Below are 13555 nucleotides of genomic sequence, written 5' to 3'. Positions count from 1 at the left end.
AACCCCTTTCTTTTTCAAATTTATTTGATAAATTCAGAAATTTTTGATATATTTAAATTAACCTATATTTCGACAAAATTCTTTATGAGAGGAGAAAGATTATGAGAAAGCAATTCCTAAGTATGCAGACATTAATTCGTAATAACAAACAAGAGATTCTGAACGATAAAAAAGAAATCGCTAGAATTGAACAGATGATCGATGAGAAGCATCGTAAACGTTTACAAAAACAGTAGAAAAAATGGCAACCTAATAAAAGTTGCCATTTTTTTATGGGATTGTGTAAAACTATCCATTCATATAATTGCTTAAGCTTTACTTATCTAATGTTGTACCCGATGTGGTATTCCCTTTAATTTCCTGTGTTCCTGGATATTTGTATTCATTTTCCCAGAAATCAGCCCCCTTAATTCCAACCTTCACAGGATCAAAAACTGGATCTAGCCCCTGTTTCTTTTGAAGCTCGTAATCCTTCAAAATTTTCAGAGTTGGCTTTGTAAGTAAGAGAATGGCAATGATATTTAACCAAGCCATACTTCCTACCCCAATATCACCTAAGGTCCAAGCAAGTCCTGCTGTCTTTATACATCCATAGAATACCATAAAGATAAAGACGACTTTTAATAGATATTCCGTCCAAATACGTCTGCGCTTTTGGTTAATATAAGCAAGATTGGTTTCTGCCATATAATAGTAAGCCATGATGGTCGTAAATGTGAAGAATAATAGGGCAATGGCTACAAATGGTGCACCAAAACCTGGAAGGACCGACTCAACGGCTTCTTGTGTATATCCTGGACCTGGTTCCATTTGACCAAGTGTCGTAACAATGGCATCTCCCTTTTCTGGAGTAACATTGTACATTCCTGTAATGAGGATCATAAATGCTGTAGCTGAACAAACTAGTAATGTATCAATATAAATAGAAAGTGCTTGGACGAGTCCTTGTTTCACCGGATGCGAAACCTCGGCAGCAGCGGCAGCATGTGGACCAGTACCTTGACCAGCTTCGTTTGAGTAAATTCCACGCTTAACTCCCCACATAATAGCTGCACCAAGGATTCCTCCGAATGCTGCTTCCATTCCAAAAGCACTTGAGAAGATTAATGAAATGACTCCAGGAAGCTTATCAATATTCATAAAAACAATAATAATAGCAACTATGACATAACCAACAGCCATTACTGGTACAACGATTTCAGCTGTTTTTGCAATACGTTTAACTCCCCCAAAAATGATGATAGCCAAGATAGTGCAAACGACAAGCCCTGAAATCCATGGCGTAATTCCAAAAGCATTATCAATCGCTGTTGTCATACTGTTGGATTGAACTCCTGGGAGTAATGCACCTGTAGCAATAACGGTTACAAGAGCAAATAAAATAGCGTACCATTTAATCCCCAGTCCTTTTTCAATATAATAGGCCGGGCCCCCACGAAATTGACCATCCTGCTTTGTTTTATAGACCTGACCTAATGTTGCCTCAATAAAACCTGAGCTCGCACCAAGAAATGCCATGGCCCACATCCAAAAAACAGCTCCAGGGCCCCCAAATGCAATCGCTGTCGCTACTCCTGCAATGTTACCTGTACCGACCCTACCTGCCAAAGACATTGAAATTGCCTGAAAGGATGAAACCCCTGCGTCAGAAGAATTGCGGTCAAACATTAATTTGTTCATGTCACCAACATGTCTGATTTGTAGAAACCTTGTGGCAATTGAGTAGAATAATCCTACACCTAAACATAGATAAACAAGTGCTGGGCTCCATATAATCCCATTAAGCCAATTAACAAAAGCTTCCATAACAAACCCCCTATTAGAATATTCAATCCTATTATAAATTATATTTATCAGAATATAAACTATTTTTAAAATAATTTTTTTATTCTCTTAGAGTTTCTAGCTATCACTCTTGATGAAAATGCCTTGCAATTTCATCTACTACTTTCATTCCTTGTCTTCTCTCTAAATCAAACATAACGAATTTCTTCGTGAATTCCGTTATTTTTTCATCCCTTTCATTATAGATTTCCTGCTGAATGACGAAGCTTTTCGTACCCAGCTTCAGTGGAATCGTTTCAACCCTTAGGACCTCCCCAAGCCTTGCCTCTTTTATGTAATTGACGTTTAAATTAACAAAAACAGTCCCTATTTTTCGATCGCTCATTTCATTCCAATCCAGGCCCGCATTCTTATGCCAATCTCCCATTGCCCGTTCAGAATAAGAAATATACTTATTGTAATTAACATGGCCCAGAGCATCGATATCCTCTTCTTTAACTCTAATCTCGATCGTCGTTCGCATGGCTCTTCCCCTTTCTACTGCAAAACATTTGATAAGAATTATATCTTAAATTGAACAAATATTCATTATTTTTTGTAAAATAATAATAAAGCCATCCACTCCATAGCGGAGTGAATGGCCTCTTAGTTAAGATAAAAATTCTCCTGGATTTAACCTAAGCTCATTACAAATATCACGAATCGTTTCCTGCTCGGAGCGTTCAAAATGTCCATCCGCAAAGCCAATGGCAATCCCATACCTTACGACAAGCCGAGCTAAATCATATTGGTCTCGAACACGGCCCACCGCTCTAAGTGCTTCCCCTCGACCCATAATCGGATCCATCTGCAAGCCGCGTACAAAATGATCAAATCGAGCGACGACCTGCTGGGTATTAAAGGAACGAAGTTCCTCGCTCTGATGGATAAAATCATATACCTTTTGCTGTTCACTATGATCGAGATGACCGTCTGCCATCGCCACTAAAGCACATGATGCCATCAATGCATCCAGGACCGTGTTGTTATTATTGTATTTTTGAAGTACCCTTCTTGCATTATCCTTTTGCTGTTGGAACATTCGCATGAAATCTGTTTGATCTAATGACCACTTATATTGGCAGGACTGACAGCGGAACTCCATTTTATTGGCACCGATAAATCCTCCAAGTAAACCTACAGGTCCAAGGACAAGCCCGCCAATGGCTGCCTTTCCAATACCAAAGCCTTTTTTTCCAGAAGTGATATAATCCGAGTTACAGCGTGGGCAAGTAATATCCCCTCTTGAAGAAGGATTTGGATAAGATGAGATGTTTCCACCAAAGCTCGGTTGATTATTTATACTTGTAAGTTGCCTCACTGGCTCTTGAGTATAACCTTGATTTCCAAATCCTGGAGCCTGTCCAAAATTATTTTGGTTGGTTCGGTCAAACATGACGGTGCCTGGGCTTGAACCAAACCCTTGGTAACCGGCCTGACTCTGTTGATAAGGGGTGGATGGACTTGGATACTGGCTTGTTCCTTGGTTCGCATAATTTGGTGGGCTTGGCTGACTTTCTTCCACTTCCAAACCAAAATTGCGACAAAGAGCGGCTAAACCACCTTGAAAGCCACTGCCAATTGCATTAAATTTCCACTCATTTTGATGGCGATATAGTTCAGCCGCAACAATGGCCGTCTCAACGGTAAACTGTTGAAGATTAAAACGCAAAAGCTCCTCTTGATTTTGTTCATTCAAAATTCGTACATACGCATTGGAAATTTGGCTGAAATTTTGCCTCTTTTGATAAGCATCATGGATCGTAATCGTAAAGGCGATGCGGTCGATGTACTGGGGTACTGATGGTAGAATAATACGAATCTGCTCGTCATCATTTGCCCCTATGCCCGAACGATTATCACCACTATAAAACACAGACTGTCCGCCGCCTACGGGATTATTATAAAACACAAAGTCCTGCTCATTTCTTACCTTACCAGACTTTTCTAATAAAAAAACAGATGCATCTAAATCGTAGCTGGGGCCCCCGCTTTGGTTTACATCCCAGCCCAATCCTACCAAAACGGTATGTAAGTTTGGTGTGTGTTTTGTTAAATCCACTTTCTGTCCTTTTGTTAGAACCACTGCCATCCTTTTCCCCTCCATCAACTTAGTTTGTATCGTTATACGCTATAATCATTTATAACATAATTTCTATTTTCTATCATTAATGAAGTAGGTTTCCAAATAACCATTTTCCCTGGATAAAAAATGAAAGCTAGCCGCATTGGCTAGCTTCTATTTACCACAGATTACGCTTTTGTTAAAATCATTAAACCATAACCTTGCATATATCATTAGTAAATTCAACTGGGTCTTGAATTGGTAGCCCCTCAATGAGAAGAGCTTGGTTATAGAGAAGATTCGTATAGAGTGCAAGCTTCTCCTTGTCATTTTCAAAAGCCGCTTTTAACGACTGGAACACCTCATGATTTGGATTGATTTCAAGAACCTTGTCCGCCTTCACATTTTGGTTGTCTGGCATCGCATTCAGGATCTTCTCCATTTCAATGGTAACCTCTCCATCCGCGGTCAAGCAGACAGGGTGGGATTTTAAACGCTTGGAGATTCGAACATCCTTCACCTTATCACCTAAAAGGTTTTTCATTGCATCAAAGAGCTCTTTATTTTCTTCGTCCTTTGCTTCCGTATCTTGTTCACTTTCTTCAATGCCAAGGTCACCGCTTGAGACAGACTTAAATTCCTTCTCCTTGTATGTCATCAGCATTTTGATCGCAAATTCATCAATATCCTCAGTGAAATAAAGAATTTCAAAGCCTTTATCGGAAACGAGCTCTGTCTGTGGAAGCTTCTCAATCCGCTCGTTCGATTCCCCTGTAGCGTAATAAATATATTTTTGCTCCTCAGGCATTCTTGAAATGTATTCATCCAGCGTGACCAACTTCTTCTCTTTGGATGAATAGAACATGAGCAAGTCCTGCAATGTTTCTTTATGAGCACCAAACTCATTGTAGACGCCAAACTTTAATTGGCGACCAAAGGATTGATAGAACTTCTCATATTTTTCACGTTCATTTTTTAATAAGCCTTGAAGCTCGCTCTTTATTTTCTTATTGATATTCTTAGCAATAAGCTTTAATTGGCGATCATGCTGGAGCATCTCCCTTGAAATATTAAGGGATAAATCCTCAGAGTCCACCATTCCTTTGACAAAGCTAAAATAATCTGGAAGAAGGTCGGCGCACTTATCCATGATTAGAACCCCATTTGAATAGAGCTCAAGTCCTTTTTCAAACTCCCTTGAATAGTAGTCAAATGGAATGTTTTCAGGAATATAAAGAATCGCTTGATAGCGAATGGTTCCATCCACACTAATATGAATATGCTTTAGTGGCTTATCAAAGCCATAGCGTTTTTCATGGTAAAATTGCTCATAGTCCTCATCAGTCAATTCACTCTTATTCTTTCTCCAGATCGGAACCATACTGTTAATGATTTCTTCCTCGGTATAGTCCTCGTATTCGTTCTCACTGCCCTCTTTTTTACGGCTTTTCGTTACATTCATCTTGATTGGGTAACGGATAAAATCTGAGTACTTCTTAATAATCGATTTAAGACGATACTCCTCTAAATATTCATCATAGGATTCATCCTCAGTATTCTCTTTTATTTTCAGGATGATCTCGGTTCCAACCTCAGCCTTTTCCGCAGGCACTATCGTATAACCGTCAGCACCTTCCGATTCCCATTTGTAGGCTTCCTCTTGACCTAGGGCTTTACTGATAACCGTAACAACATCAGCTACCATAAAGGCCGCATAAAATCCCACACCAAATTGACCAATAATATCATGGCCATCCTTAATTTCATTTTCCGCTTTAAATGCCAAAGAGCCACTCTTGGCAATCACACCAAGATTGTTTTCCAGCTCTTCCTTCGTCATGCCGATCCCGGTATCCGTGATTTTAAGTGTACGGTTCTCCTTATCAGCCTCTACTTTTATGTAGTAATCATCCTGGTTAAAGCTAAGGCTGTCATCTGTTAATGCCTTATAGTAGATTTTATCGATCGCATCACTCGCATTCGAAATCAACTCTCTTAGAAAAACTTCCTTTTGAGTGTAAATAGAGTTTATCATCATCTCGAGTAATCGCTTAGACTCTGCCTGAAACTGTTTCTTCTCCATAAGATAATACTCCTCCCGCACATTTTTTGCTGACCCATTAATTTAGCACTCTATTATCAAGAGTGCTAACATCCATTATTTTTAATATCATATTTTTTTCTAGCTGTCAATGATGATTGATGGAGAAAGGATAGAGTTGGTTATAGATTTATCTTAAATTCTTGAGTACTTGTTTTCCCGTTGGAAAAGACCCTTTCCACATAATGAATTTCCTGAGCTGACATGAATACCACGGTTGAGCTCCTTGTCCCATACTCCTCACTCTTAATAAATAGTGGCGAGAGCATTCTCTCCATCTCCAAGGAAACACCTGTTTTCGGCAAAATTTCATCTGGAGCTTGCTCCGCATTAGCAAGCAATGAAAATAAATCCTCAATCATGCTGCTATTATCAAGGGCAATGATCCGTTCCAGCCCCTCCTTCCCCCTTTGTACCTTCGGCCAATTGCTGTTAAGCAGATGATTGCTCACCCCATATATTCCTGGCTCAATGGCCATGAGCTTCTTTCCTATATTAGAATAGTAAAATAACTCGTTCAGATCCCCTGCAAGCAGATTGTAGCCAGGGTACGAGGCATCTTGCTGAGCTAATTCCTCCATATAGCTTTTTAAGTCCCCTTGATATTGCAAGGCACCGGAAACAAGTTCACCTCTAGATTTCTTCCCCTCCCCATTCTCTCTTGGGTTTCGGTAATTTGTTAAAGCGGAAAAACGACCATCCTTTGTGACCCCCATCCATGTCCCCATTTTTTCTAGGTCACGTCCTGCAAGTATTTCTGGAGCATCCTCCCAAAAATGAGCTGGAGCAGTCGGTCTTTTGTAAAATTCATCCCGATTTGCGGCAATGATCAATTGGTATTTGGGATGCTTTTTGTAGGCAAATAGAATTAAACACATGCAATCACACCTCCTTACTTCATCAAAACCAGATATTTTCTTGCCCTCACGACACCCTTAACACCATCCTAATTGTTTTCAGCTTATGACCATCAAAGTCATCATCAAATTCTGAAACGACCTCAAACCCCTTCGCTTCATAAAATCTCTTTCCGACATGATTGTCTTTTTCAACATTAATAAATATCTTTTTCACCCCTGAAAGCTGCTGGATCCCTTCATGAAGCAAAGCGGTACCGATTCCAGCCCCCTGAGCATTCGGCAGCAAATAAATGGCACCAAGTTCTGCTTCCCCATTTTCTTTTATTGGGGAAAAATTGGCAAACCCCACGATCTTCCTTTCCATTTCTGTAACGAGCAAAAGGGAATGCTCTATTCTTCTTTTCATCATCTCATCACTATAGGCTGTGTTCAAAAATTGATCCTGAATAAGTACGGGGATAATTCCCTCATATGTATCATGCCAACTAATTCTAGCCACCTGTTGAATTTGTTTCATGTCCTCAAGATTTGCCCTACGGATTGAATAACTCATGATAATCCACCTTTCCGCTAACTATTAATCTCATATATTACCATAGAAAAGCACATAGCTAAATAAGATGCTATGTGCTTTCCAATGATTTATTTTTTGGACTGACCTGTCACTGGAGGCATGGAAACCGCTTCATTTGCATTCGGTACACGGAGTAATAGAATCGCTCCAATAATAAATAGAATAACTAAGCTGAACACACCAGCATTTGTACTGCCGGTAATTTGCGCTGTTGCACCAAGCAAGACGGGTCCAGCCACGGCTGCAAATTTTCCAAAAATACTATAGAATCCAAAGAACTCATTGGAGGACTCCTTTGGAACAAGCTTGGCAAAGTAGGAGCGGCTAAGTGCTTGGATTCCTCCTTGGGCCGTTCCAACAAGCATGGCAAGAATCCAGAAATCTAAGGCAGAATCAAGGAAATAAGCATAGCAGCAAATAAAGATATAAATGATGATTCCTACCATAATCATGCTTTTCTCACTATATTTGGTACCTAATTTCCCAAACAATGCGGTAAATGGTGCCGCAATCACTTGGGTTGCAAATAATACAATTAAAAGTGTTGTTGAATCAATTCCTAAATCAGACCCATAAGCTGTCGACATTTTGATGACTGTATGAACCCCATCGATATAAAAGAAGTAAGCAATTAAAAACAAAAATAAGGGCCGGAATGCTTTAATATTTTTCAGGGTTGTGAACAGTTTCTTAAAACTTGTACGGACGGGATTTGGAACCCTTTCAACAAAATAAACCTGTTCCACATTTTTCAACATCGGGATTGTGAAAAGCCCCCACCATAATGCGGTAATGACAAAGGCAATCTGACTAGCCACTGACACAGATAACGGGATGATTTCCTTCTGTGCTAAAACGATGATGGCAATTGAAATGACGAAGGGAATGGTACTTCCAATATACCCCAAAGCAAATCCATTTGCGGAGATACGATTCATTCGCTCCTCTGTCGTGACATCAACTAAAAAGGCATCATAAAAAACATTCGCACCGTAAAAGCCGATAGACGTTAGGACATAAAAGACTAATAATAAAAGCCATTGATCGGACGGAACGACGGCCAATAATAATGTAAAAACAACACCTAACGCTGAGAAAAAAACAAAAAACCTTTTCTTAAAGCCCCTAAAGTCAGCGATGGTTCCTAAGATAGGTGCTAAGATCGAGATCACCAATGTTGCGAAGGAGTTCGCATACCCCCAGTAAGCCGTCGAGGTAGCTGCGTTAATGCCCGCCTCGGTTGCTGATGCTTTAAAATACAATGGCAGGATAGCCGTAACAATTACAATCGTGTAGGCTGAATTAGCCCAATCATAGAGAGCCCAGCTTTTCTCAGGCTTCGTCATTTTCTTCTCCAAAAAATATTCCCCCTTTTTCAATGAATCTATCACATGGCTAACTCTGCCTTTCTACATTGTACTATTTTCAACCTGTTTATAGATAGAGAATCTCGTAAATTTAGTTTGAGTTTTCATTTATTTTTAGAAAATTTAAAAAATAAAGGATTTGCTCCATTTCTGTTGAATATAGATACTCTAGCAGGAATTTCCACATACTTTCTTAATAAAAAGGCTCTGTTATATCTGATTGTTGACTTTAATATCGCCTTATACATGTACGTTCACTACGTTATTCGTACCGAATAAAACCCGTTCACGTACACGTATAAGGCTGAAATCAACACTGAAGACTAATATAGCCAATATGAAAGGAGATACACTCATGTCAGATGCTCTAGTTGAAACGAGTTATGGAAAGGTACAAGGGGAGAAGCTTGGAGATGTCTATTGCTGGAAAGGAATACCTTACGCAAAGCCCCCTGTTGGCTCTTTGCGCTTTCATCCACCAGTAAAACCGGATTCATGGGAGGGAGTTCGTGATGCCTCACAATTTAGTCCTGTAGCTGCCCAGGCTTCCAGTGAGATTATGGATTTTCTAGGTAATGACATCACGAATATGAGTGAGGATTGCTTATATTTGAATGTTTGGTCGCCAGCTTCCGATAACAAGCGGCGACCTGTGCTAGTCTGGATTCATGGTGGTGCCTTTGTTTCAGGCTCTGGCTCTAGTTCTTGGTATGATGGTCAACCCTTTGCTGCAAATGGCGATGTCGTTGTGGTCACAATTAATTATCGCCTTGGAGTATTCGGTTTTCTACATCTCGGCGATATTGGTGGAGAGGAGTACGCTACCTCAGGGAACTGTGGCATTCTTGATCAGGTTGCAGCACTCGAATGGATCAGGGATAATATTTCCAGCTTTGGTGGCGATCCAAATCGGGTCACCGTCTTTGGAGAATCCGCAGGGGCAATGAGTATTGGCGTGTTACTCGGTATGCCTGCTGCCAAAGGTCTCTTTCAACAGGCAATTCTTCAAAGTGGAGCTGCACGAAATGCCATTCCTAAAGAGAAAGCCACAAAGGTAGCCAACAAGATATTAACCGCATTAAATGTCGATTCAGCAAACCTCGTAGAGCTTGAGCAAATACCCGTTGAAAAACTAATTGAAGCTTCGGGCATAGTCCCACCCATGAGCTTATCTCCAGTGATTGATGGAGTCTCTCTTCCTCTTCATCCTGAAGCTGCAATTGCAACTGGTTCAGCCAAGGATGTCAGTATTCTTATCGGAACCAACAAGGACGAGTACAATATTTTTACTGCATTTGACCCCATGTGGAGAAACATGGACCAGGCAACTATGCAGGCTGTTTTCGAAAAGACCTTTGGTCCTCTATGGCCAACTCTTTCAAAACAGCTTGAAGAAGAATTAAATCAGGATTTATATAACCAGCTGATGACGATGCAGATCTTTACGTATCCTGCGATCAAGCTTGCTGAACATCAGGTCAAGCAGGGTGCTCCTGTTTGGATGTATCGTTTCGACTGGGAAAGTCCTGTCCTTGGTGGAGTATTAAAGGCAGCCCATGCCCTTGAAATTCCATTTGTTTGGAATACACTAAACAAACCGAAAACGGAGAACCTGACTGGGAGTTCTCCAGACAGACAAACGGTATCCGATCAGATGCATCAGGCTTGGATCGCATTTGCTCGGACTGGTAATCCAAGTACTCAGGCGATGCCGAACTGGCCGCAATATGACATGGAAACCCGCTCCACTTTGATTTTCGATCTAGAAAATAGAGTCGAGGAACAGCCTGGGGAGGACATAAGGGTGAGCTGGGAGAAAGCAATGGCTAATTTTGTATAGAAAATAGTGCCTAACTGTCATTACGGTTAGGCATTTTCTTCTGCACCCAAGTATCCCCTTTTGGAAACATCACCCACTTAAGGAATAAGATAAAATAGATGAACTTACAGAGGTGATGGTATGGCTGTTGTTGCAGCATCCAATACGGATATTGACTTAATGGCTAGGCTGCTTCGTGCGGAAGCCGAGGGTGAAGGTCTAGAAGGAATGCTAATGGTAGGAAATGTAGGGATTAACCGAATTAGAGGAAATTGCTCTGATTTTAAGGGACTAAGAACAATTCCACAAATGGTTTATCAACCTCATGCATTCGAGGCCACACAAAAGGGATATTTCTATCAGCCTGCAAGAGAGGTTGATAGAAAACTGGCCAGGCGGGCGGTGGGTGGAGAAAGGCTATGGCCGGCAAAATTTAGTCTATGGTATTTTCGACCTACTGGAGACTGTCCTGCCCAATGGTATAATCAGCCCCTTGTCGGGAGATTTAAGCAGCACTGCTTCTATGAACCAACTGCAGAAACCTGTGAGAATATTTATAGTACGTTTTAACTACAAAAGAGTCAGCGGGTTTTGCCTGACTCTTTTATCGTAGGATATTTTCAATGATTGAATGAATGGTAGAAAGAGCGAATAGAACAAGTATGCTGCTCATGTATGAAAATCCAATTGAAATGAACCTATTTCTAATTTTTTTATAAAAGAGTAAAAACAGTATTGCTACCCAGCTAACGAGGCTTCCGACAATTAGTAAATCCAAGATGATCAATGGGATAAATCCTTGACTAGAAAGTAGCGCAAGTAGGAGTGCTAAAGCGAGAGTATAATAAAACCTTCTTAAGTCTGTCATCACGCGATTTGTGGAGGTGACCGTATGATTGAGCAAGGGAAGAACAAAAATCGGTAAAATGACACCAAACAAAACACCTGTAATGACTCGAACAAGGTTGGTTGTAGAGTAGAAGCCAAGATAGGATCCGAAACCATCAATGATTAATGGAAGAAGAAAAACTAATAAAAAAATACTTATTTTTGTTGTTGGAATTGTATTAGAGCGAAATTTTTTCCCAAAGCCAAATAGAAGAACGGAAAAGAAAATACCGATGTAGATACCGGTACAACGAGCACAAACCGGTAAATAATGTCCATCAATGAAAAAGGTTCTTTCATGAAGCTGATGACAGATTGCTTTTCCTAGAAAAAAAGCGAATGATTCCAAACCCGTACCCATGCCGTACGGTTAATACCCATAAAAGGCTGGCATGATTGATAATGCTGAAGCTGCAAACCAACAGATACAGCTAAGCGCAATGGCCACAATCGATACAATTAAGCATGTTTTTCCTACCTGCTTCTTTTCCAAATCAGCATCGTTCATCCAAATAATTCCGAGAATGATGCCTGCAATGGGAATAAAGAATGAAAGGAGATAAAGCAAAAACCTAACTCCCCCAGACATTCCATCACCTCCGCTAATCCTTGATGTAGTTCCATATATATCTATGCAATGGTTGCCTGTATTGATGAATAAGAATTTGTACCAAGCAAAAAAAAGAGTACCCTCTACTGGATACTCTTCGCTCGCCCGGCAACGTCCTACTCTCACAAGGGCTCGTCCCCTAACTACCATCGGCGCAGAAGCTTAACTTCCGTGTTCGGTATGGGAACGGGTGTGACCTTCTCGCTATCGCCACCGGACTATTTTATTGAAGGGATTATTCCCTCAAAACTAGATAATGAATGAAGAAGAGAAATTACTGAATATCGCTTTCTTGCTTGTCTAGCTTCGGCTCCTAACTTCTCGGTCATTTCGATCCGTTCCCACAAATCCAAAACCGGGATTTGTATGACCGGCTCTCCAACGCCTGTCGAAGCTAAGCAGTCGCCTCCGCTTTACGTTTTTGGTTAAGTCCTCGAACGATTAGTATCAGTCAGCTCCACGTGTCACCACGCTTCCACCTCTGACCTATCAACCTGATCATCTTTCAGGGTTCTTACTAGTTAGACTATGGGAAATCTCATCTCGAGGGGGGCTTCATGCTTAGATGCTTTCAGCACTTATCCCTTCCGCACATAGCTACCCAGCGATGCCTTTGGCAAGACAACTGGTACACCAGCGGTGCGTCCATCCCGGTCCTCTCGTACTAAGGACAGCTCCTCTCAAATTTCCTACGCCCACGACGGATAGGGACCGAACTGTCTCACGACGTTCTGAACCCAGCTCGCGTACCGCTTTAATGGGCGAACAGCCCAACCCTTGGGACCGACTACAGCCCCAGGATGCGATGAGCCGACATCGAGGTGCCAAACCTCCCCGTCGATGTGGACTCTTGGGGGAGATAAGCCTGTTATCCCCGGGGTAGCTTTTATCCGTTGAGCGATGGCCCTTCCATGCGGAACCACCGGATCACTAAGCCCGACTTTCGTCCCTGCTCGACTTGTAGGTCTCGCAGTCAAGCTCCCTTGTGCCTTTACACTCTACGAATGATTTCCAACCATTCTGAGGGAACCTTTGGGCGCCTCCGTTACTCTTTAGGAGGCGACCGCCCCAGTCAAACTGCCCACCTGACACTGTCTCCCACCTCGATCAGAGGTGCGGGTTAGAATTTCAATACAGCCAGAGTAGTATCCCACCGACGCCTCCACCGAAGCTGGCGCTCCGGCTTCCAAGGCTCCTACCTATCCTGTACAAGCTGTACCAAAATTCAATATCAGGCTACAGTAAAGCTCCACGGGGTCTTTCCGTCCTGTCGCGGGTAACCTGCATCTTCACAGGTACTATAATTTCACCGAGTCTCTCGTTGAGACAGTGCCCAGATCGTTACGCCTTTCGTGCGGGTCGGAACTTACCCGACAAGGAATTTCGCTACCTTAGGACCGTTATAGTTACGGCCGCCGTTTACTGGGGCTTCAATTCAGAGCTTCGC

General features: G+C 41.6%; 12 protein-coding genes and 2 rRNA genes. 3 read left to right on the top strand and 11 right to left on the bottom strand.

Annotated features, from left to right (window positions below; translation table 11 throughout):
• Positions 1-101: 101 nt before the first annotated feature.
• Entirely contained in the window at positions 102-236 is a 135-nt protein-coding gene (locus J2S07_RS14495) for an FbpB family small basic protein (protein WP_307151132.1), read from the top strand.
• Positions 237-315: 79 nt separating this feature from the next.
• On the opposite strand, the gene J2S07_RS14490 is transcribed toward J2S07_RS14495, so the two are convergent.
• The 7 genes from J2S07_RS14490 to J2S07_RS14460 all read right to left on the bottom strand — a co-directional run bounded on the left by J2S07_RS14490 (position 316) and on the right by J2S07_RS14460 (position 8770).
• Positions 316-1806 carry an alanine/glycine:cation symporter family protein gene (locus tag J2S07_RS14490; protein ID WP_307151131.1) on the bottom strand — a complete coding sequence of 497 codons (1491 nt, stop codon included), beginning with the start codon at positions 1804-1806 and terminating at the stop codon, positions 316-318.
• Between the two features lie 103 nt (positions 1807-1909).
• The gene (locus J2S07_RS14485; RefSeq protein ID WP_307151130.1) at positions 1910-2308 is read right to left on the bottom strand and encodes an acyl-CoA thioesterase; all 399 of its coding nucleotides are present in this window, start codon (positions 2306-2308) and stop codon (positions 1910-1912) included.
• Between the two features lie 126 nt (positions 2309-2434).
• The gene (locus J2S07_RS14480) at positions 2435-3916 is read right to left on the bottom strand and encodes a TerD family protein (RefSeq protein ID WP_307151129.1); all 1482 of its coding nucleotides are present in this window, start codon (positions 3914-3916) and stop codon (positions 2435-2437) included.
• Positions 3917-4097: 181 nt separating this feature from the next.
• The gene (gene htpG, locus J2S07_RS14475; protein ID WP_307151128.1) at positions 4098-5972 is read right to left on the bottom strand and encodes a molecular chaperone HtpG; all 1875 of its coding nucleotides are present in this window, start codon (positions 5970-5972) and stop codon (positions 4098-4100) included.
• A gap of 140 nt (positions 5973-6112) precedes the next feature.
• The gene (locus J2S07_RS14470; RefSeq protein WP_307151127.1) at positions 6113-6868 is read right to left on the bottom strand and encodes an NRDE family protein; all 756 of its coding nucleotides are present in this window, start codon (positions 6866-6868) and stop codon (positions 6113-6115) included.
• Positions 6869-6914: 46 nt separating this feature from the next.
• The gene (locus J2S07_RS14465) at positions 6915-7403 is read right to left on the bottom strand and encodes a GNAT family N-acetyltransferase (protein WP_307151126.1); all 489 of its coding nucleotides are present in this window, start codon (positions 7401-7403) and stop codon (positions 6915-6917) included.
• A gap of 89 nt (positions 7404-7492) precedes the next feature.
• A complete protein-coding gene (locus J2S07_RS14460; RefSeq protein WP_307151224.1) occupies positions 7493-8770 on the bottom strand; it encodes an MFS transporter in 1278 nt (425 codons plus the stop codon).
• A 376-nt stretch (positions 8771-9146) separates the two neighbouring features.
• On the opposite strand from J2S07_RS14460, the gene J2S07_RS14455 reads away from it, so the two are divergent.
• Together J2S07_RS14455 and J2S07_RS14450 are read left to right on the top strand one after the other, a co-directional pair.
• Positions 9147-10631, top strand: a complete 1485-nt coding sequence (locus tag J2S07_RS14455) for a carboxylesterase/lipase family protein (RefSeq protein ID WP_307151125.1) — start codon at positions 9147-9149, stop codon at positions 10629-10631.
• Between the two features lie 120 nt (positions 10632-10751).
• Positions 10752-11180 carry a cell wall hydrolase gene (locus tag J2S07_RS14450; protein WP_307151124.1) on the top strand — a complete coding sequence of 143 codons (429 nt, stop codon included), beginning with the start codon at positions 10752-10754 and terminating at the stop codon, positions 11178-11180.
• Between the two features lie 34 nt (positions 11181-11214).
• Here the strand turns inward: J2S07_RS14450 and J2S07_RS14445 are convergent, their stop codons facing one another.
• The 4 genes from J2S07_RS14445 to J2S07_RS14430 all read right to left on the bottom strand — a co-directional run.
• Positions 11215-11847 carry a DUF2085 domain-containing protein gene (locus J2S07_RS14445; RefSeq protein ID WP_307151123.1) on the bottom strand — a complete coding sequence of 211 codons (633 nt, stop codon included), beginning with the start codon at positions 11845-11847 and terminating at the stop codon, positions 11215-11217.
• 21 nt (positions 11848-11868) lie between these two features.
• Positions 11869-12087 carry a hypothetical protein gene (locus J2S07_RS14440; RefSeq protein WP_307151122.1) on the bottom strand — a complete coding sequence of 73 codons (219 nt, stop codon included), beginning with the start codon at positions 12085-12087 and terminating at the stop codon, positions 11869-11871.
• Positions 12088-12211: 124 nt separating this feature from the next.
• Positions 12212-12326, bottom strand: a 5S ribosomal RNA gene (gene rrf / locus J2S07_RS14435).
• Positions 12327-12529: 203 nt separating this feature from the next.
• Positions 12530-13555, bottom strand: a 23S ribosomal RNA gene (locus J2S07_RS14430); the annotation flags it as partial.

It is taken from the genome of Anoxybacillus andreesenii (genome assembly GCF_030813005.1).
Classification (GTDB): Bacteria; Bacillota; Bacilli; order Bacillales; family Cytobacillaceae; genus Robertmurraya; species Robertmurraya andreesenii.
This window is presented reverse-complemented; position numbering and strand designations above follow the sequence as displayed.